Origin of the sequence: Mesorhizobium sp. B2-4-15 (genome assembly GCF_006658505.1) — a bacterium.
Lineage (GTDB): Bacteria > Pseudomonadota > Alphaproteobacteria > Rhizobiales > Rhizobiaceae > Mesorhizobium.
The window spans coordinates 94,281-113,890 of the sequence record NZ_VFUZ01000001.1 but is presented as its reverse complement, the minus strand read 5'-3'; the positions used below and the strand labels follow the sequence as shown (position 1 = coordinate 113,890).

Genomic DNA, 19,610 nt, shown 5'->3' with positions numbered 1-19,610 from the left:
CACAAAATCGTTAGATTAGGCCAGGCCTTATGCTTATCGGCGCCGGCTAATGTATCAGCAAGTTGAAAAGTAATCCTTGGACCAAGCGCCAAGCTCGCACGGTCAATCACGGTCCGGGAAGGGCCGAACTGCGCAGGAATCGGGTAAGGCAGCGTCCGCCGCGGGATGCGGTCCGCCGGCTGAATCGAGGCCAAACGAAACGTCCCGCGTGCTGCCGGCACGCGGGACGTTTCGTGCGCCTGGTTGCGACGGTACGGGGCCTAAACCGCGCTCACGTCGAACTGCAGCCGTTTGGCCGAGTCGATCGACTTGTGCGCCCGCACCTGCTCCAGCACTTTTTCCGGGAACGGCGCGTCGAGATAGAGCAGCGCGATGGCGTCGCCGCCCGGCCGGTTACGGCCAAGCTGGAAGTTGGCGATGTTGACGTCGTTCTCCCCGCACACGGTGCCAAGCAGGCCGATGATGCCGGGCGCATCGGCATTGGTCGTGTAGAGCATATGCTGGCCGACCTCGGCGTCGAGGTTGATGCCCTTGATCTGGATGAAGCGCGGCTTGCCGTCCGAGAAGCAGGTGCCGGCGATCGAGCGCGTCATGTGCTCTGTCTTGACGGTGAGCTTGATGTAGCCGTCGAAGACCCCCGACTTGTCACGCTTGACCTCGGCGACGATGATGCCGCGCTCCTTCACCATGATAGGCGCCGACACCATGTTGACGTCGGCGACCTGCGGCCGGATCAGGCCGGCGAGTGCGGCACTGATCAGGGCGCGTGTGTTCATCGTCGCGGTCGAGCCGTCAAACAGGATCTCGACCTCCTTGATCGGATCTTCCGTGACCTGGCCGACAAAGGCGCCGAGCACTTCGGCGAGCTTGACGAACGGCTTCAGCCGCGGCGCTTCTTCCGCCGTGATCGACGGCATGTTGATGGCGTTGGAGACCGCGCCCTTGATCAGGTAGTCGGCCATCTGTTCGGCAACCTGCAGCGCGACATTTTCCTGCGCTTCCGCCGTCGAGGCACCGAGATGCGGTGTCGCCACCACATTGTCCATGCCGAACAGGGTGTTCTGCTCTGCCGGTTCGACCTCGAACACGTCGATGCCGGCGCCCGCCACCTTGCCGCTCTTCAGCGCCGCGACAAGGTCGGCCTCGACGACCAGCCCGCCGCGTGCGCAGTTGATGATGCGCACGCCGTTCTTCATCTTGGCGATGGCGGCGGCATCGATGATGTTGCGCGTCTTGTCCGTCAGCGGCGTGTGCAGAGTGATGAAATCGGCGCGGGCGAAGAGCTCGTCGAGCTCGACCTTCTCGACGCCGAGCTCCTCGGCGCGGCTGTCCGACAGGAACGGATCGAAGGCGACGACGTGCATCTTCAGTCCGACACCGCGCGTCGCGACGATCGAGCCGATATTGCCGCACCCGATGACGCCCAGCGTCTTGCCGGTGATCTCGACGCCCATGAAGCGGTTCTTCTCCCATCTGCCAGCATGGGTCGAGGCGTTGGCCTCCGGAATCTGGCGCGCCAGCGCGAAGATCATCGCGACGGCATGCTCGGCTGTCGTGATCGAATTGCCGAAGGGCGTGTTCATCACGATGATACCCTTGCGGCTCGCCGCCGGGATGTCGACATTGTCGACGCCGATGCCGGCGCGGCCGATGACCTTGAGGTTGGGCGCGGCATTGATCAGCTTTTCCGTGACCTTGGTCGCCGACCGGATGGCGAGGCCGTCATACCGGCCGATCACTTCGAGCAGCTTTTCCTTGTCCTTGCCGAGGTCAGGCAGATAGTCGACCTCGACGCCGCGATCCTTGAAGATCTGCACGGCGGTGGGAGAAAGTTTGTCGGAAACGAGAACACGGGGCGCCATGGCGGCCTCCTTGAAAATGGGATTGATCCGAGGAATGGGCGGCCCGCGGGCCGCCACGGAAATCTCAGGCAGCCGCTTTCAGCGACGCCTTCTGCGCGGCAAAGGCCCAGTCGAGCCAGGGCAGCAACGCTTCGAGATCGGCAGTCTCGACCGTCGCGCCACACCAGATGCGAAGGCCGGGAGGCGCGTCGCGATAGGAGCCGATGTCGTAGGCAACGCCTTCCTTGTCGAGCACCGAGGCGAGAGCCTTGGCGAACGCCGCCTGCCCGTCCGCGCCAAGCGCTGCGACTTGCCGGTCGGTGAAGGACAGGCATACGGACGTGTTCGACCGCGTCGCGGGCTCGACGGCGAGATGGCCGAGCCATGCGGATTTATCGACAAAACCGTCGAGAACCGCGGCATTGGCGTCCGCCCTGGCGATCAGCGCATCCAGACCGCCGATCGACTTCGCCCAGCTCAGTGCATCGAGATAGTCCTCGACGCACAGCATTGACGGCGTGTTGATGGTCTCACCCTTGAAGATACCTTCGATCAGCTTCCCGCCCGAGGTCAGGCGGAAGATTTTCGGCAGCGGCCAAGCCGGCTTGTAGGTTTCCAGCCGCGCGACGGCGCGCGGACTGAGGATCAGCATGCCATGCGCGCCCTCGCCGCCCAGCACCTTCTGCCAGGAGAAGGTGACGACATCGAGCTTCTCGAAATCGAGCCTCTGCGCGAAAGCCGCCGAGGTGGCGTCGCAGATGGTCAGCCCCTTGCGATCGGCCGGAATGAAATCACCGTTTGGCACGCGCACGCCCGATGTGGTGCCGTTCCAGGTGAAGACCACGTCGCGGTCGAAATCGATCTTGGACAGGTCCGGCAATTCGCCGTAGCCAGCTTCGATCTTGCGCACATCGGCGAGTTTCAGCTGCTTGACCACGTCGGTGACCCAACCGGAGCCAAAACTCTCCCAGGCGACCATGTCGACGCCGCGCTCGCCGAGCAGCGACCACAGCGCCATCTCGACCGCGCCGGTGTCCGACGCCGGCACGATGCCGATGCGGTAGCCGGCAGGAACCTGGAGGATTTCCCGTGTAAGCTCGATCGCCTGTTCGAGCTTGGTCTTGCCGATCTTGGCACGGTGGGAACGCCCGAGCGCAGCGTTTTTAAGTGCCTCGACCGACCAGCCGGGGCGTTTTGCGCAAGGACCCGAGGAAAAATTGGGATTTGCCGGACGGAGTCCGGGCTTCGTGGGAGTCGTCATCGTGGTCTATCCTTCCAGATAGTGGCCCCTCGTTGGGGAGGGGTGGCCCACTCGCCGCATTACCGGAAGGCCGGGAAAAGCGCAAGCCCTGTCGCATCTTGTCATGCAGGTTCGTGCTCCATCTTGCAGAACGAAGTCGGAACCGGTGCCGAGAAGTGGCACAAATCTGACACAGGCAGTTCGGCGTTTGTTCGTGCGGACAGTGACATCGCGATAGGCGGCATAACGGCCTGTGCCACCAGTCGAGCGCGGCGATCGAGATCGCGACGGTCTGGTATCGGGCTAACAACAGCATCAGCGCGCCCCAGTTGACGTAGTGACAGCCTCGCAGGCCACCAGCACCACCATTGCCCTCAACGACATCGAAACCAAGGTGAGCGGCTGCGTGATGGCTATCGGCGTTTGCGAGCCGACAATCACCGGCTAGACCGAAAACTACACTGGCGCCGACACCGTCATTGAAGACGCAAGTCCAGATATTTATGTGCGCACATAAGGCGGCGGGAGCCGCGACGTTCGGCGCTCCAACTGCTTGGGCTTTAGAGGAGCATACCCAGCGCCGGTTGCAGGAAGATGTGACAGCCGACGGAGGCGACCTCTGCGGCCATAAATCCGAACCGCCAGAAAAGCCAGGCCCAGATCACGCCTGGCACGATATACCGCAGAGCTTCGTAGGAGAGCGTCGCCGGTGTTATCGGATCTGGCGAGAGCGCCGTGACGTTCAAGCCGATATTGAGCGCTTGGGTGGCGACCATGACGGCCAGGATCACGGTTGGCGCCAGACCTTGCGGCCTGGCCATCAACAGCAGGCAAAGGGCCATCGAGAAGACGAACAATCGGTAGATCACATTCTCATTGAACGCCCGAAGCATGAAGTAGGCGAGGCGAGCGGCAAGCGGTGTCTGTTCAAAGAACTGAACGTATGAGGCCGGAAGCGAGCTCCGAAACAGGTAGCAATCGATGGCAACCACATAGCCGGCGACGAGAACAGCCGCGATTGCTCCAATCAACACCGAGCCGATCTGCCCCGTCAGCAGCCTGAGGCCGGCGCTGTTTGCAGCCCACGCTCCAGCCAGCACCAGCACCGCGATAAGGATTGCTCGTAGGACAGGCGATCCGAACGTCGCCGCGGTGAACATCACGTCGAACGGCGCGATGATTGCAATGACGGCGCTGACGAACAGGATGATGGCAAGGGGGGTGATCCACATCAGCGGCGCGATCAATTTCTGAGACCGATCAAACCACGCCTGGATGAAGGATCTGGCCGATATCGACGGTTGGCAGTTGATCGTGGTGACCCGGGCTCTTGATAGCTAAGCCGACGCCGACACAGGCAGCGAGGATGGCAAAGGTCGCCAGCGCAATGCCGAGCCTGGGGCTCCTTTGTGATGCCTTCACGGCCTCGGTGAGATCGTCAAAAATGGTTTCCATAAGCGAATGCTAATCGAGGACCGGCCAATAACCAGTTAACGTTTCCAACGGCCATGGCTCATGGGACGTGAAGTTCTCTAGCGACGGCATCACCTACGGGTCAACGGTCGCCTCGATCACGCTCGGCGCTGCCGCAGACCCGCGGCGGGGATCCGCCGTCAAAGTCCTGGTGCGCCCGGAGCCTACCAGAGGTCGTAGCGCAGCCCGAGCTTGACCTGGTGATTGCTGATCCCCTTGTGAACGGGAAAGGAGGTCAGGCTTGCTGCCGTCACATATTCGGCGCTGGGGGCGGAGAAGTACTGATAGCCCAGGTCGACGGAAACGTTCTTGGTCACCTGATAGGCAAGGCCGGCATTCAACGTATAGGCGAAGGAGTATTGGGTCTTGTCGTCGCGTTGGACGAAATCGTCGGTGGGGTCGCCATTGTTGGTGAAATAGCTCGCCGAGAGCTTGCGCGTGCTGCGCACGACGCCGACGCCGGCGCCGAGGTAAGGAGTTATCCCGACATAGGTGCCAAGATCGACATAGCCGTTGAGCATGCCCGTGAAGGCGTAATTCTTCAGGGACGCCGAAGCGACGGTCGAAGTTGCCGGCGGCGTTACGATCGCGGTATCGTCATAGCCGACGCCGATCTTGTTGCCGGGCAGGTAGCCGAAATTGAGATCGGCGCGCAGATAATCGGTGAAGTGATAGCCGAAGCCGATGCTGGCAAAGACCGGATCTTCCTTGTCGTCGAAGCTGGCAGGCGTAAAGGCGAAATCCTCGTTCTTGAAGCTCTTCTGCGCCAGATACGAAACATCGCCGCGCAGATACCAGCCCGAGCCGACTTCGACAGGCACGTAATCAGGCGCCTGGTCGACATAGATGGGCGGATCGTAGTCGGCGGCGAGTGCCGGTGTCAGTGGCAAAAGGCCGAGTCCGGCAAACGCCAGCACGATACGCGATGTGAGTGTCATGGTCCCGACTCCCGGATTTGGCGCCTGCGATCACGGCGGCCGCCATCGTTTCAGGGAGCATTGTTAACCATAGTGGTTAAGTCACGGTTAAGGCTAACAGAGCGTTAGCGATTTGATTTCGAACGGAAACTCATCTTCAAGCCACCCGGCGAAAGACCGCCCGAACGAAAACCGCCCGGCTGAGCCGGGCGGTTCGTAACCATCAGAAGCAGGTAGGTCTACTTGGTGTAGACCGGCTCGGGTTCGGGCTGGTAGGCCACAACAGGTGCGGCGCACCCATTGTTGCCGCCGAACTGATAGCGCAGGCCACCGCGCACTTCATGTGTGTTGATGCCACGGTCAAAGCCAGGGCCCGAGCTGGTCACGTCCCACTCGAACATGCGGCCCCCCTGGATATGCGAGAAGCGATAGCCCGCATCGAGGATGATTTTATCGGTCAGGCAGTAGGAAGCGCCGGCCATCAGCGCATAGGCGAAGCGCCAGTTCGATGCTCCGGGATTATGCTCGGTGGTGTTCGGGTCGTAGACATCATCCCACTTGACGCGCGCGCCGCCGATGCCAGCGCCGACATAGGGCGTGATGCCGTGCCAGGTGCCGATATCGACATAAGCGTTGGCAAGCAGCAGCAAGGCGCTCATCTTCGACACTTCGGTTGAAGTCCCGTTGATATCCGAGGTACCGCCGTTGAAGTTCGACTTGAACCAGTAGTCGGCGGTCAGGTCCGTGCGGAAATGATCGTTGATCTTGTAGCCGACGCCGCCGCCGAGCGAGAAACCGCCCTTGAGCCTGCCATAGTCGAAACTCTTGCTGCCCGGCGTGACCGAACAGTTACAGGGGTCGACGGTGTAAGTCATGTAGTCGATGCCGCGCACATCGGACTTGTGATAGTCGAGGTCGCCACGGATATACCAGCCGCCGACATCGACCGGCTGCTCGTAGACCGGTGGCGGGGCCTCTTCGACCACCGGTTCTGGAAGGTCGGCCGCGAACACCGGCCAGGCCAGGCCCGCGAACAGCGCGGCAAACAAGGCCTTTCTTGCTGTATTGAACATGCTTGTCACCCCTGGGAACCTCGGAGCGCGATCGCGCCCGAATAAGATTGGCTTTCAGGCGTGGATAATGAATTGCAAAGGTTAAAAGCCGTTTAACCCTGTCGATTAACCACGAATCCCTAAAATCCGAGGGCTTCGACGAGGATTTCGACAAAGCTGGAGGCCAGTTCTCCGGCCAACGAAAAGCCCGCCGGGAGGGCGGGCTTCGTTTGCAAGCGGAGCGGCGTGACGCTTCCCCGGGGGCGCACCGGACGCGACGTCCTTCGGGCGCGCTGGGGATCAGGCGGCGCTGCGTGTTTCCGAGATGACCTCGACGATGTCGTTGACGACCGCCTCGACCAGTTGTGGATCGTCACCCTCGGCCATGACACGGATCAGCGGCTCGGTGCCGGACGGGCGGATGACCAGCCGCCCGGCCTTGCCGAGACGGTGGCGTGCATCCTCGATGACGGCCTTGACCGGGGCTTCCTCTAACGGCTTGCCGCCGGCGATCCGGACATTCTTCAGGATCTGCGGCACCGGCTCGAACTTCTTCGACAGTTCGCTGACCGGGCGGCCCTGCCGCTTGATGCAGGCCAGCACCTGCAATGCCGACACCAAGCCGTCACCGGTGGTCGAGAAATCCGACAGCACGATGTGGCCCGACTGTTCGCCGCCGACATTGAGCCCATGCGCGCGCATATGCTCCACCACATAGCGGTCGCCGACCTTGGTTCGATGCAATTGCAGCTTCATGTCGCCGAGGAAGCGTTCGAGGCCGAGATTGGACATGACGGTCGAGACAACGCCGCCGCCGGCAAGCCGCCCGCTCTGGTGCCAGGACTCCGCGATCAGCGCCATGATCTGGTCGCCATCGACGATGGCGCCGTTTTCATCGACGATGACGACCCGGTCGGCATCGCCGTCGAGCGCAATGCCGATGTCGGCGCGCACTTCATGCACTTTCTTCTGCAAGCCGGCCGGATGGGTCGAACCGCATTCCTTGTTGATGTTGAAGCCGTTGGGCTCGACATTGATGGCCACGACCTCGGCGCCGAGTTCCCACAGTGCCTCGGGCGCGACTTTGTAAGCCGCTCCATTGGCGCAATCGACGACGATCCTGAGGCCAGAAAGCGACATCGAGCGCGGCAAGGTGCGCTTGGCGAATTCGATATAGCGGTCATGCACGCCGTCGACGCGCTTGGCGCGGCCAAGCCCGTCCGAATCGGCGAGTGCCAGTTCGATATCCTTGTCGAGCATGCTCTCGATGCGTTCTTCGATCTCATCTGAGAGCTTGTAGCCATCGGGGCCGAACAGCTTGATGCCATTGTCGTAATAGGGATTGTGCGAAGCCGATATCATGACGCCGATGTCGGCGCGCAGCGACCGCACCAGCATGGCGACGGCCGGCGTTGGAATCGGGCCGAGCAGGAACACATCCATGCCGGCGGCGCAAAGCCCGGCCACCATCGCATTCTCGATCATGTAGCCGGAAAGCCTGGTGTCCTTACCCAGAACGACACGATGGCGATGGCTGCCGCGCTGGAATGAAAGGCCGGCGGCCATGCCGACCCGCATGGCGACTTCCGCAGTCATCGGAAACTTGTTGGCGCGCCCGCGAATGCCGTCCGTGCCGAAGTAATTTCCTGCCATGCTAGTCGGTATCCCCGATTGTTCTTATCCGGCACGTCATGCCACAATTGGCTCCCGCGCCATGATCACATTGTGTGATTATATGTTACGAATCCTTAGAAAATCATTGTTGTGCACCGCACACAACATGGCTGCAACGTAGCATGACGGCTCTCAGACACCGCAATGTACCAGTTTTGCGAGCCATCCGGCGCATATGCACGCGGAAAACCTTGTTTCGGACCGGTAAGGAACAATGATTTCATCACCTTATCGGGAAAACCGGCTTCCGCCGATATATACCTCACTTGGCATCTGGCGCAACCGACCGTTGAGCGCTATTGATTTGCTGGGACGTATTAATGGGCTGCAGCAACGGAGAAACGCTATGCTCATCCACCGACTTGCCACTCTGACCGGCCTTGCCGTTGTGACGTTGTTTCTGGCCGCGCCAGCCAACGCGCTGACGATGGCCGAGTGCAGCACGAAGTATAACGCCGCCAAGGATGCGGGGACACTTGCCGGACAGACCTGGAACCAATTCCGCAAGGCACAGTGCGGCACCGACGCCGCGGCCACCAAGACTGATGCCAAGGCCACCGACACCAAGGCAGCAGACACGAAGACCACCAAACCTGCCGCCGCGGCCGCCGACAGCACCGCCAAGGGCCTGACCGCCAAGGAATGCAGCGCCAAGTATCAGGCTGCCAAGGCCGCAGGCACCCTGAACGGCATGAAGTGGAACGATTTCCGCAAGACCGAATGCGCCGCCGGAGCATCGGCTGCCGCCGACACCAAGGCGGCCACCACTAAGCCTGCCACCACCAAGGCTGCCGCGGCTCCCGCCGCCACCGGTGGCAAGAGCCTGACCATGGCCGAATGCAGCACCAAGTACCAGGCTGCAAAGACGGCGAATACGCTGAAGGGCATGAAGTGGAACGACTTCCGCAAGAGCGAATGCGGTGCCGGCGCATCCGATGACGAGACCGTGCCGGCTCCCAGCGAGGCAAATTACACCAAGGAACCGGCAACGCCGACTGTCGCCGCGCCGAAGGGCGTGACTTTCCCGACCGCCATCTCGCCGAAATTCGCCACCGAGACCCCGGCCAAGGGTCGCATGCACACCTGCCTTGAACAGTACTACGCCAACAAGGATGCCAAGACGCTTGGCGGCTTGAAGTGGATCCAGAAGGGTGGCGGCTTCTACAGCCTCTGCAATGCCAAGCTGAAGAGCTGATCTCGTTTCGTAACGGTTGACGAAGGCCCGCGAACCGCAAGGTTCGCGGGCTTTTTGTTGGGCTCGAGATCAAGGGACGCTGCAAGGAAGCGCCGTCGGCGACGCTGCCAATCTCACCCCTTGTGGGGGAGATGTCCGGCAGGACAGAGGGGGCGCGAGGGATCGCCGCTTCAATCTCGCTTGGGTTCGCCTTCGCGCAGGCGGGATAGGTGGTTCGGCGAAACCGTGATTGAAGGAAGGAAAATATGCGTGGTGGAGTCCAAAGCCGTGGGCGCAAGGCTTTCTTTGACATCGCGGCGGGACGGCGCCCCTTCTGCCCTGCCGGGGCATCTCCCCTACAAGAGGGGATTGCACGCCACATCGACTTTCACAAATCGCCAACGCCGCGGTGCGATTCCCGGACAGCTCTACATCTTCTCCCGCCCCCAAAAGCAAAACGCCGCGGTTTGAGCCACGGCGTTTGTTATAGATGTTTGCTCTTCTCAGCTTGACGGCTGCGGCTCCATGCCGCCTTCGGGCTCGGGACCCTTCTTGCGGCGGCCACCGGATTTCGGCACGGCCGAACCACGGCTGGGCGGCGTGTCGTCGCCGAGGTCGCGCGCGGGCTTCTGGCCGGCGATCAGCTGCTTGATCTCGTCGCCCGACAGCGTCTCGTATTCGAGCAGACCCTGCGCCAGCGCGATCCATTCCTTCTTCTTCTTGGTCAGCACCGTCTTGGCCGTCGAATAGGCGTCGTCGATCAGGCGGCGCACTTCGGCGTCGATGATCTGCGCCGTCTCTTCCGAGATGTTCTGCGTGCGCGCCACCGAATGGCCGAGGAACACTTCCTCCTGGTTATCGCCATAGGCGACGTGGCCGAGCTTGTCGGAAAAGCCCCAGCGGGTGACCATGGCGCGCGCCAGCTTGGTCGCCTGCTCGATGTCGGAGGAGGCTCCGGACGTGATGTTCTCCTTGCCGAACTTGAACTCCTCGGCGACGCGGCCGCCCATCATGATGGCGAGGCGCGAGATCATATATTTGTAGCTCATGGAGTAGCGGTCGCCTTCCGGCAACTGCATCACCATGCCAAGCGCGCGGCCACGCGGGATGATGGTGGCCTTGTGCAGCGGATCGGCCGACGGCACGTTGAGCGCCAGGATGGCGTGACCCGCCTCGTGATAGGCGGTCAGCTCCTTCTCGGCCTGCGTCATGGCCGACGAGCGGCGCTCGGCGCCCATCATGATCTTGTCCTTGGCGTCCTCGAACTCGGCCATGGTGACGAGGCGCTTGTTGCGCCGCGCCGCCATCAGCGCGGATTCGTTGACGAGGTTCATCAGGTCGGCGCCGGAGAAGCCGGGCGTGCCACGGGCGACGACCTTGAGGTCGACATTGGGCGCCAGCGGCACGTTGCGCACATGCACCTTGAGGATCTTCTCGCGGCCGACGATGTCGGGGTTCGGCACCACCACCTGGCGGTCGAAACGGCCCGGACGCAGCAGCGCCGGATCGAGCACGTCGGGACGGTTGGTGGCGGCGATCAGGATGATGCTTTCGTTGGATTCGAAGCCGTCCATCTCGACGAGCAGCTGGTTCAGCGTCTGCTCGCGCTCGTCATTGCCGCCGCCGAGACCGGCGCCACGATGGCGTCCGACCGCGTCGATTTCGTCGATGAAGATGATGCAGGGCGCATTCTTCTTGGCCTGATCGAACATGTCGCGCACGCGGCTCGCGCCGACGCCGACGAACATCTCGACGAAATCCGAACCCGAAATGGTGAAGAACGGCACGTTGGCTTCGCCGGCGACAGAGCGGGCGAGCAGCGTCTTACCCGTGCCGGGAGGGCCGACCAGCAGCACGCCGCGCGGAATCTTGCCGCCGAGGCGCTGGAACTTCTGCGGATCGCGCAGGAACTCGACGATCTCTTCTAGGTCTTCCTTGGCCTCATCGACGCCGGCGACGTCCTGGAAGGTGACGCGGCCATGCGCCTCGGTCAGAAGCTTGGCCTTCGACTTGCCAAAACCCATGGCGCGACCGGATCCGGACTGCATCTGGCGCATGAAGAATATCCAGACGCCAAGGATGAGGATCATCGGCAGCCAGGAGATCAGATAGCCGAACAGCGAATTGGAGCCGTCGGCTTCAGGGCGCGCATTGATGGTGACGTTCTTGTCCTGCAGCCGCGAGACCAGGGAGGGATCGCCGGGCGAATAGGTCTGGAAGCCGCTGGAATTGTCGGTGTAGGTGCCGGTGATGCGGGCGCCCGCAATGGTCACCGTCTTGACCCGGCCCGCCGCGACATCCTGCAGGAACTGCGAATAAGGCACATCGCTCGAAGCCCCGCGCGTCTGCGGCGTCTGGAACAGATTGAACAGGGCGATGAGCAGGACCGCTATGATCGCCCAGAGCGCGAGGTTGCGATAATTCGGATTCATCAATTGTCCCGTTGGCGTCCGCGGGCGGACACGCGTCATGAGAGGAAACTTGGGCCTAACATAGGGAGAGCACTCCCCCTTGCCAAGCATAACAGCACGTGTGGGTTAAGCTTTCGCCCATGATCGGCCGGCACTATGGCCGGCGAATGGCGGCGCTGGAACCGGTGGCGCGCCGACCAACGAGGCCGCGGCCCGCGCCGGCGCCAGATCGAAAGACGGCAGGAAGCGCGCAAAGGGAGCAACGACCGGCCGCGCCTCAAACCCCGGCGATGCCGGCCAATCCGGCGCCGAACCAGGTTTCTCAAGGGCTTGCCGCGCTGCGGGCTCGGCCGCCAACGCGGCGCTTATCAGGCTTTGCGGCGTCGTATCGCCTTTGCCGGTCGCCAGCCGCTTCGCCGCCGCTGCCCCGAGCGGCGCGATCAACAATGCGCCGTTGCCGTCGTTCAATGTGATCTGGCGACGCCCATCCCAGATGGCGGCGTCAAGGACGGCCGCCGCCGGCGGCAAGCCGCGCATCTCACGGCGCAGGAAGATGCCGGCACGCCTGAAATCGACCACCGTCCGCGACAATGTGGCGCAAAGAAATCCGGCCTTTAGCCGGCCGAACAACGCCTCGCCGCGGGCCTTGTCCGGCAGATAGGCAACCCCGCCTGACGTCGCCAGCAGAATGCGCAAGGCGTAGACGGCAGCGCGGTCCTCGCCGGCGCGCAGCAGAGCCGGATCGAGTCTGATGAGCCCCGTTGCTGGCTGGCGGGCAAAGCGAAGGATGACTTCGGCGGCGGCCAGGCCAAGCTGCGTGCGGTCCAAGGCCGCCCGTGCCGCCAGTGCCAGGGCGCCATCCACGCGCTGCGCGCCGGCATCCCCCTCAAGTGCCGCGCGCAGACGCGGCCGCTCGTAGGTCTCGTCGGCATTGGTCGGATCGTCGGCCCAGCCGACATTCTGGCGCCTGAGGAAGTCGCGAAGCGCCGCGCGCCGCGTGCCTAGAAGCGGTCGCACGATCCATTCGCGCCAGTCGTGAAGGGTGGCCGGCGCCATGCCGGCAAGGCCACGGCCCTCCTCGCGGCCCGATCCCTTATTGCGGCCCACGCCCTCTTCGCGGGTTTCCCGCATCAGCACTGTCTCGGCCTGGTCGTCGGCGGTATGGCCAGTCACGATCAGGCCCATGCCTTCCCCTCGCGCCACCTTCGCCAGCAGCCGGTAACGCGCTTCCCGCGCCGCGGCGGGCAGACCGGTGGATGGCTTGCGCCCGGACCAGACCAGGGTGCGGTGGGCAATGCCGCGTTCCGCGCAAAGCCTGGCCACGGCTTGCGCCTCGGCTGCCGAATCCTGCCGCAGGCCATGGTCGACCGTCACCGCAAGCAGCCTGGCGGACGGCGCGGTTCGATCGAGATACTGTTTGAGGAGGAGGAGCAGGGCGGTCGAGTCGCTGCCGCCGGATACGGCCGCAACGGCGCCGCTGGTAAAATCGATATGCGAAAGAAGTCTTGTCGAAAGATCAGGCTCGGGATCGAGCATCAGCAGGCAGCCAGGGCCTTTTCCTGCTTGACGCGTTCCTTGAGCGCATTCGAGATATCGGGGTAGCGCTTGCCGACTTCGCTGAAGGTGGCGCAGGCAACATCGTGCTGCTTGAGGCCGACCAGCGACACGCCGAGCTTCAACAGCATGTCGGGAGCCTTCTTGGCCTTGGGATAGTCCTTGCTGGCGGCGAGGAAGACCTCGGCGGCGTCACGGTATTTCTGCTGGCCGAGCAGGGATTCACCCAGCCAGTAATGCGCGTCCGCCGTCTTGGCGTCCTTGGGGAAGCGAGAGATATGGTCGCGGAACCCCTGTTCGGCGGTGCTGTAGTCGCCTGACAGGATGAACTGATAGGAATTGCGGTAAAGCTCTTCCGGGTCTTTTGTCGAAGGCAGCGCGGCGACCACCGTACCGTTGGGCTTGCCGGCCTTGGCCGGAGCGTTGGTGGCCGGAGCACTGGTGGCCGCAGCGGCATCCTGCGCCGGCACGGTCGCCTGGGTGCTGCCGCCGGCATCGACCACATTGCCGTTCTTGTCGACCGTGATAGTGCCGAAATTCTTTTCCGGCGCGCCCTTTCCGGGGATCACCTTGCCGGGGTCGCCATCGGAGGATTCGACGATGACGTCTTCGACGCTTTGGCCGCCGGACGACTGACTGGCGGCCCGGTTGCCGGTATCGGCCGGCGCCTGCGTGGCCGGTGCCTCGGCCACCCTGTTGTCGCCGCCGGCGGGTGCCGCCTGCGACTTCTTCTGTCCGGCCGGTTGCCCGCCTTGCGCGCCGCCTTCGAGCTGCTGGAAGCGGAACTCGTTGTCTTCCTGCTGTTTGCGGATCTGCTCCTGCATCTGCAGAATCTGGAAATTGAGCTCTTCGATTTTGCCGTTCATCTGGCGCAGCTGGTCCTCGAGGCCGGTCGCGCCCGCGCCGTTCGACTGTTGCGCGAGCTGAACCTGGTCCTGCTGCTTCTTTTCGGCGAAGAGGCTGGGCAATTCGATGCTGGGCAGATGGAAGGAAAAGCCGCTGTCGGTCGATTGCGCTTTGCCATCAGCCCCCAGGCCGCTAGCCAGGGCGGTGACGCCTGATAGGAGTAGCGCCGCAAGCGTGCCGCTCAGAACCGATCTCAAATGCATGTGCCTCTCGCGTGTGTCGTTAGTCTGTTCGCGCCTTCCAATCAGGGTGGGACCAGCCAAGCGCCCTCGGCTCATAGCAGGGCGCGAGACTTCGGCCAAATTTTGTTTCCGCTGCCCAGATGTGAAAAAGGCGGCCTCACGGCCGCCTTTCCCAAACCGGTGTTGTATTTTTGCCGATCAGGAGCCGGCGCCGCTGAGCGTGGTGACCGCGCGGCGGTTCTGCGACCAGCAGGAGATGTCGTCGCACACCGCGACCGGGCGTTCCTTGCCGTAGGAAATCGTCTTCAGGCGGCTGGCGGAAACGCCCTTGGAAACCAGGAAGTCGCGGGCGGCGGCGGCGCGGCGGGCACCGAGCGCCAGATTGTATTCGCGCGTGCCGCGTTCGTCGGCGTGGCCTTCGACGACGATGGCATACTGCTTGTACTTGTTCAGCCACTGCGCCTGGCGGGCGAGCGTCGTCTGCGCGTCGGCGCGGATCGAGGACGAGTCCGTATCGAAGAAGATGCGGTCGCCGATGTTGACGGTGAAGTCCTGCGCCGAACCTGGCGTTGCCGCGCCGGCGCCGTTGAGGCCGAGATCAGCCGCGCTGTTGGGCGTCTTCTTCGAGGCGCAACCGGCGATGGCGAGCATGGCCACGAGCGCGATCATGACGGGATTTCTGGTCAGTGCTGCGATACGGCCCATGCCGCCTCTCCTTCGCATTCGAGTGATTTCGTTGATCACCCAGTAACCACGTTTGGGTTAACCGGCATTCAAGAAACACGGTTAAAATTTGGTTTAGGCCGCCGTCCGCGACCGTTACGCCCAACGCTGAACCAGGGGCGACATTGCGCGCGGACCCTAGGCGGAAATGCGGCCAAAACGCGACCAAGACGTGAAAAAGGGGAATTGAGGAGTTGGGGAATTGGAGAAATGAAGGGGCAGGCGAGAGAATTCACTTCAGTCTCTCTTTCAAGTTGACCAGCATTCCATAATATGGGCGTGGGATCGCAGCCATTTGTCGAACTGCTCTTGCATGATGTACTCAAGGTCGAGCGCGTAGGCGATCCACGTCTCTACTTCGCTGCACGAACCCATGGCCACCGAGATAACCCGCGCGAATTCAGCCTTAGAATGGCTCTGTCGGCGAATCCCTCGGCCAGATTAGCGCAAATGGCCTTGCTCGAGCGTCGCATCTGATCGGCCAGTGCGCATTGCTGCATTTTCGGGAAAGCGAGCGTGGCTTTGTGCAGCTCAAGAGAAACCGCATAAGCTCGTTTGCAGACCTCTAAATCCTTTGCTCGCTTAACGTAGTCCCCTGCCTTCTCCATCTCTCCAATTCTTCAATTCTGCATTTCCTCAATTCCCCCTCTTATTCCAGCAGCGGCGACCAGGCCGGATCGGACGCGAAGTTCGAGGTCGGGATCGGCTGCTCGTTGCGGCCGGTGAGATCGACCGAAACCAGCTTCGGGCCGCCATTGGAGTCGCGGAAGAACATCAGCACGCGGCCGTTCGGCGCCCAGGTCGGCCCTTCCTGCTGGAAGCCGGAGGACAGGATGCGTTCGCCCGAACCGTCGGTCTTCATGACACCGATCTGGAATTCGCCGCCGGTCTGCTTGGTGAAGGCGATGAGGTCGCCGCGCGGCGACCACACCGGCGTCGAATAGACGCCGTCGCCGAAGGAGATGCGGGTCTGGCCCGAGCCGTCGGCGCCCATCACATAGATCTGTGCGCGGCCGCCACGGTCGGAGGTGAACACCACCTTGCTGCCATCAGGCGAATAGGACGGCGAGGTGTCGATGGCCGTCGAATTGGTCAGCCTTGTCGTCGAGCGGCTGCGCAGATCCATGGCGAAGATGTTGGAATTGCCGTCGTCGCGCAGCAGGCTCATGATCACCTTCTGGCCGTCGGGCGAGAAGCGCGGCGCAAACGTCATGCCGGGGAAGTTGCCGACCAGTTCTCGCTGCCCGGTCTCGATCTGCAGGAGATAGACCCGCGGCTGGCCGCTTTCATATGACATGTAGGTGATTTCCTGCCGGTTCGGCGAGAAGCGCGGCGTCAGCACGATCGACCTGCCGTCCGAGAGGTAGCGCACGTTGGCGCCATCCTGATCCATGATGGCAAGACGCTTCTTGCGTGCGTTCTTGGCGCCGGACTCGTCGATGAACACCACACGCGTGTCGAAATAGCCCTTCTCGCCGGTCAGCCGCTCATAGATGGCGTCGGCGATGATGTGGGCGACGCGCCGCTGATTGGCATCGTTGGCGAAGAACTGCTCGCCGGCCATCTGCTGGCCGGCGAAAGTGTCCCATAGCCGATACTGGGCGCGGATGCGGCCATCGGCCTCCTTGCTGACGCTGCCGGTGACCAGCGCCTGCGCGTTGATTACCTTCCAGTCGTCGAAGCGGGGCGCCGCGTCCGGGTTGGAAATCTTTTCGATGAAGGCGCTCTTGTCGATCGGTGCGAACAGGCCCGAGCGCTTCAGGTCAGCGGTGACGATCTGGGAAATCTGGGCCCCAAGCGCATCGCCGCCCTGGAAATCCGTGACGGCGATCGGCAGCGGCTCGACATTGCCCTTGTTGACATTGAGCTCGACGAGCGCCCATGCCGGCATGGGAACGACAGCCGTCATGCCCAGCGCCATCGCTGCAATCGTCAGGAGCGGCTTGAGGAAAGATCTCATATCTTCTCGCTTCTCTTCTTTGACTGTGTGGACGCCGGGCCTAGAGGCCGAGCATTTCCCTTGGGTCGAAGGTGACCCTGATGTCTGACCAGATGTCTTGTTTGCCCGCGGGCACCTGCAGGCCGGCCATGTCGCATTTCTGAACCGCGCGTACCGCGCTTTCGTCGAACTGCCGGTTGCCGCTCGATTTCTCGACGGCAGGACGGCCGTTGAGCTTGCCGGAGGTGTCCAGATTGAAACGGACGATCACGACGAAATTCTCCGAACCTTCCAGCCCGGCCGGCAAAGTCCAGCAGCCACCCAGCTGACTTTCCAAAGCGCCCTGCTCCGACTTCGACAGCTTCTGACCCTGATCCTTGTCGCCGCCGAGCGAGGCCTGCTGGGTCGAGCGCTTGGCGCCGCCGCCGGAAGGCTTCTGCTTGTCCAGCAGGGCCGAGATTTCATTGGCGTTGAACTGCTTGTCGTCGGACTTCGGCTTGGATGACGCTTCCTTGACCGGCTTTTCGGCATCCTTGCGTTCTGGCGCCTTGGCGCTTTCGGCCTGGGCCGGCTGCGGTTGCGGCTTTGGCCGCGCCTGCGGCGCGGGCGCGGAGTCCGGAAGCTGGGCGTCGTCGGGCTGGTCCTTGGCGATCGCCTGGGCGACGGCATCGGGCTTGACCGCGGGCGTCGGTTCGATGGCCGCGGTCTTGTCCGGCGGCGGCGTCGGGGTCGGCTCCTTGGCCGGCGTCGGCTTGGGCTCCGTCTGCTTGACGGGCTCGGGCTTCACCTCTTCCTTGGGCTGCGGCGCCGGCGCCACTTCCGTAGCCGGTATCGGCTTGGGCTTCTCCTGTGGCTTCGGCACGTCCTCCGGCTTCGGCTTTTCGGTCGGAGTCGGGGCGGGCGGCGGAGCCGAGGTCATGTCGACGGGCTTCGGCTTGGCTTCGGGCGTTATCGGCTTGTCGGTATCGACGCTGTTTTCGCCGACCTTCTGCGCATTCGGCACGATGTCCGGACGCTGCGTCGGCAGCGGCGCCGGCTTTTCATGCATCACGGCCTTCTTGTCGCCCTGCAAGGTCTGCGCGATGGCCTCCATCGGCACGATATCGACCGCGACGGACTCGACGTCCGCCGACGGAAGTGCCGCTGGTGCCGACAGCGTGAACAGGCCGAAGGCCAGCACCGCGGCATGCAAGATTACCGATGTGGTGAGGCCGGTCCTCATCGCGCGTCTATTGGTCCTGTTCCTGCAATGAAACCAGGCCCATGTTCTTGTAGCCGGCCGCATTGATGCGGGCCATGACCTTCATGGCGGTGCCATAGTCCGTCGACTTGTCGCCGCGGATGAATATGCGCTCATCATAGCCGGTCTTGGAGATCGCCTGCAGCTTGGCCACCAGGTCGTCCATCGGGATTTCGGTATTCTGAAGGTAGATCTTGCCCGCGGCATCGATCGAGACGGTGATCGGCTGCGTGTCGGCATTCATCGCCTTGGCCTGCGTGTCTGGCAGGTCGACCGGCACACCGACCGTCAGCATCGGCGCCGCGACCATGAAGATGATCAGCAGCACCAGCATGACGTCGACCATCGGCGTGACGTTGATCTCCGACATCAGCCCATGGTGACGGCCGCGCCGCCGGTGGCCGCGCCCGCCGCGCCCTGCCATGCCTACGGACATACCCATCTTTGTGCTCCTCAGGCCTTCGGCGCGACTTTTTCATCGATTTGGCGCGAGAGTATGGCGGAGAACTCGTCGGAGAACCCTTCCATACGCACCGCGAGCTTGCTCGCATCCGATGACAGCTTGTTGTAGGCGATGACGGCCGGGATGGCGGCGAGCAGGCCGATGGCCGTCGCCAGCAGCGCCTCGGCGATACCGGGCGCGACCACCGCGAGGCTGGTGTTCTTGGAACCGGCGATCGCCTGGAACGAGGTCATGATGCCGATGACCGTGCCGAACAGGCCGATAAACGGGGCGGCCGAGCCGGTGGTGGCGAGAAAGCCAAGGCGCCCCTCGAGCTTCTCCATCTCGCGGGTCAGCGCCAGATCCATCGCCTTGTCGATGCGGGTCTGCAGGCCGAGCGGCGACTTGGCGCCTTTCTCGAAGCTCTTTTTCCATTCGCGCATCGCCGCGACGAAAATGGCGCCCATGCCTGACGTCTTGCGGTCGGCGAGCGTGCGGTAGAGCTCCTCCAGCGATTGCCCGGACCAGAAGATCTGTTCGAAGCGGTTCAGCGCCAGCCGCATGCGGCCATAGGCAACCAGCTTGTCGACGATGATCGCCCAGGTCCAGACCGAGGCGCAGAGCAGCCCGATCATGACCAGCTTGACCACCCAGCTGGCCTGCATGAACAGCGCCCAAATCGACAATTGCGCGCCCGGTTCGGCGAGTGCGATATTTTCCATCGTAACGTCCTTAAGATTTTCCGGGCGAAGCTGCCGGCTGGCCCCTGGCATCCCTTGTGGTCGGTTCGCACGAAGCTACCGGACACCCCAAACCGTGCCTTTCCCGGCCTTTTCGGGGCA

The 19,610-nt window shown here is 62.9% G+C and carries 16 protein-coding genes and 1 pseudogene; 1 reads left to right on the top strand and 16 read right to left on the bottom strand.

Annotation, left to right across the window (positions count from 1 at the left end; genetic code table 11):
• Nucleotides 1-260 precede the first annotated feature (260 nt).
• The 7 genes from serA to glmM form a co-directional block, all read right to left on the bottom strand.
• Complete coding sequence (serA, locus tag FJ930_RS00615; RefSeq protein ID WP_141833703.1) at nt 261-1,862, bottom strand: phosphoglycerate dehydrogenase; 1,602 nt, start codon at nt 1,860-1,862, stop codon at nt 261-263.
• A gap of 64 nt (nt 1,863-1,926) precedes the next feature.
• Nucleotides 1,927-3,102 (bottom strand): phosphoserine transaminase, encoded by a 1,176-nt coding sequence (locus FJ930_RS00610; protein ID WP_141833700.1) that lies wholly within the window; start codon nt 3,100-3,102, stop codon nt 1,927-1,929.
• Between the two features lie 539 nt (nt 3,103-3,641).
• Nucleotides 3,642-4,328: a hypothetical protein gene (locus FJ930_RS00605; protein ID WP_141833697.1), complete on the bottom strand. Its 687-nt coding sequence runs from the start codon at nt 4,326-4,328 to the stop codon at nt 3,642-3,644.
• Between the two features lie 13 nt (nt 4,329-4,341).
• The gene (locus tag FJ930_RS00600; protein ID WP_140745828.1) at nt 4,342-4,536 is read right to left on the bottom strand and encodes a hypothetical protein; all 195 of its coding nucleotides are present in this window, start codon (nt 4,534-4,536) and stop codon (nt 4,342-4,344) included.
• A gap of 182 nt (nt 4,537-4,718) precedes the next feature.
• Nucleotides 4,719-5,492, bottom strand: a complete 774-nt coding sequence (locus FJ930_RS00595; RefSeq protein ID WP_140745830.1) for an outer membrane protein — start codon at nt 5,490-5,492, stop codon at nt 4,719-4,721.
• A gap of 218 nt (nt 5,493-5,710) precedes the next feature.
• The gene (locus tag FJ930_RS00590) at nt 5,711-6,544 is read right to left on the bottom strand and encodes an outer membrane protein (protein ID WP_140745832.1); all 834 of its coding nucleotides are present in this window, start codon (nt 6,542-6,544) and stop codon (nt 5,711-5,713) included.
• Between the two features lie 279 nt (nt 6,545-6,823).
• Entirely contained in the window at nt 6,824-8,176 is a 1,353-nt protein-coding gene (glmM, locus tag FJ930_RS00585; RefSeq protein ID WP_141833694.1) for a phosphoglucosamine mutase, read from the bottom strand.
• 367 nt (nt 8,177-8,543) lie between these two features.
• On the opposite strand from glmM, the gene FJ930_RS00580 reads away from it, so the two are divergent.
• Complete coding sequence (locus tag FJ930_RS00580) at nt 8,544-9,392, top strand: hypothetical protein (RefSeq protein WP_141833691.1); 849 nt, start codon at nt 8,544-8,546, stop codon at nt 9,390-9,392.
• Between the two features lie 482 nt (nt 9,393-9,874).
• Here the strand turns inward: FJ930_RS00580 and ftsH are convergent, their stop codons facing one another.
• The 9 genes and pseudogenes from ftsH to tolQ all read right to left on the bottom strand — a co-directional run bounded on the left by ftsH (nt 9,875) and on the right by tolQ (nt 19,490).
• Entirely contained in the window at nt 9,875-11,803 is a 1,929-nt protein-coding gene (ftsH, locus tag FJ930_RS00575; protein WP_141833688.1) for an ATP-dependent zinc metalloprotease FtsH, read from the bottom strand.
• A 105-nt stretch (nt 11,804-11,908) separates the two neighbouring features.
• Nucleotides 11,909-13,318, bottom strand: a complete 1,410-nt coding sequence (tilS, locus tag FJ930_RS00570; protein ID WP_141833680.1) for a tRNA lysidine(34) synthetase TilS — start codon at nt 13,316-13,318, stop codon at nt 11,909-11,911.
• Nucleotides 13,318-14,445, bottom strand: coding sequence for a tol-pal system protein YbgF (ybgF, locus tag FJ930_RS00565; RefSeq protein ID WP_141833677.1), 1,128 nt, complete (start codon nt 14,443-14,445; stop codon nt 13,318-13,320). Before ybgF ends, tilS begins: the two co-directional genes overlap by 1 nt.
• 177 nt (nt 14,446-14,622) lie before the next feature.
• A complete protein-coding gene (pal, locus tag FJ930_RS00560; RefSeq protein ID WP_140745846.1) occupies nt 14,623-15,129 on the bottom strand; it encodes a peptidoglycan-associated lipoprotein Pal in 507 nt (168 codons plus the stop codon).
• 345 nt (nt 15,130-15,474) lie between these two features.
• Nucleotides 15,475-15,755 (bottom strand): annotated as a pseudogene (locus FJ930_RS00555) (four helix bundle protein); the annotation flags it as partial.
• A gap of 41 nt (nt 15,756-15,796) precedes the next feature.
• Nucleotides 15,797-17,068 (bottom strand): Tol-Pal system beta propeller repeat protein TolB, encoded by a 1,272-nt coding sequence (gene tolB, locus FJ930_RS00550; RefSeq protein ID WP_226890710.1) that lies wholly within the window; start codon nt 17,066-17,068, stop codon nt 15,797-15,799.
• Nucleotides 17,069-17,147: 79 nt separating this feature from the next.
• Complete coding sequence (locus tag FJ930_RS00545; protein WP_140694894.1) at nt 17,148-18,308, bottom strand: TonB family protein; 1,161 nt, start codon at nt 18,306-18,308, stop codon at nt 17,148-17,150.
• Between the two features lie 7 nt (nt 18,309-18,315).
• A complete protein-coding gene (gene tolR / locus FJ930_RS00540) occupies nt 18,316-18,768 on the bottom strand; it encodes a protein TolR (protein WP_140608296.1) in 453 nt (150 codons plus the stop codon).
• A gap of 11 nt (nt 18,769-18,779) precedes the next feature.
• Nucleotides 18,780-19,490, bottom strand: coding sequence for a protein TolQ (gene tolQ / locus FJ930_RS00535; protein ID WP_140608298.1), 711 nt, complete (start codon nt 19,488-19,490; stop codon nt 18,780-18,782).
• Between the last annotated feature and the right edge of the window lie 120 nt (nt 19,491-19,610).

What these genes read in the sequence shown, in the direction of transcription:
- serA (WP_141833703.1), bottom strand. Translation starts at nt 1,862, where the DNA reads ATGGCGCCCCGTGTTCTCGTTTCCGACAAACTTTCTCCCACCGCCGTG.
- pal (WP_140745846.1), bottom strand. Translation starts at nt 15,129, where the DNA reads ATGGGCCGTATCGCAGCACTGACCAGAAATCCCGTCATGATCGCGCTC.
- ftsH (WP_141833688.1), bottom strand. Translation starts at nt 11,803, where the DNA reads ATGAATCCGAATTATCGCAACCTCGCGCTCTGGGCGATCATAGCGGTC.
- tilS (WP_141833680.1), bottom strand. Translation starts at nt 13,318, where the DNA reads ATGCTCGATCCCGAGCCTGATCTTTCGACAAGACTTCTTTCGCATATC.
- tolR (WP_140608296.1), bottom strand. Translation starts at nt 18,768, where the DNA reads ATGGGTATGTCCGTAGGCATGGCAGGGCGCGGCGGGCGCGGCCACCGG.
- FJ930_RS00610 (WP_141833700.1), bottom strand. Translation starts at nt 3,102, where the DNA reads ATGACGACTCCCACGAAGCCCGGACTCCGTCCGGCAAATCCCAATTTT.
- glmM (WP_141833694.1), bottom strand. Translation starts at nt 8,176, where the DNA reads ATGGCAGGAAATTACTTCGGCACGGACGGCATTCGCGGGCGCGCCAAC.
- FJ930_RS00590 (WP_140745832.1), bottom strand. Translation starts at nt 6,544, where the DNA reads ATGTTCAATACAGCAAGAAAGGCCTTGTTTGCCGCGCTGTTCGCGGGC.
- FJ930_RS00580 (WP_141833691.1), top strand. Translation starts at nt 8,544, where the DNA reads ATGCTCATCCACCGACTTGCCACTCTGACCGGCCTTGCCGTTGTGACG.
- FJ930_RS00545 (WP_140694894.1), bottom strand. Translation starts at nt 18,308, where the DNA reads ATGAGGACCGGCCTCACCACATCGGTAATCTTGCATGCCGCGGTGCTG.
- FJ930_RS00600 (WP_140745828.1), bottom strand. Translation starts at nt 4,536, where the DNA reads ATGGAAACCATTTTTGACGATCTCACCGAGGCCGTGAAGGCATCACAA.
- tolQ (WP_140608298.1), bottom strand. Translation starts at nt 19,490, where the DNA reads ATGGAAAATATCGCACTCGCCGAACCGGGCGCGCAATTGTCGATTTGG.
- tolB (WP_226890710.1), bottom strand. Translation starts at nt 17,068, where the DNA reads ATGGCGCTGGGCATGACGGCTGTCGTTCCCATGCCGGCATGGGCGCTC.
- FJ930_RS00595 (WP_140745830.1), bottom strand. Translation starts at nt 5,492, where the DNA reads ATGACACTCACATCGCGTATCGTGCTGGCGTTTGCCGGACTCGGCCTT.
- ybgF (WP_141833677.1), bottom strand. Translation starts at nt 14,445, where the DNA reads ATGCATTTGAGATCGGTTCTGAGCGGCACGCTTGCGGCGCTACTCCTA.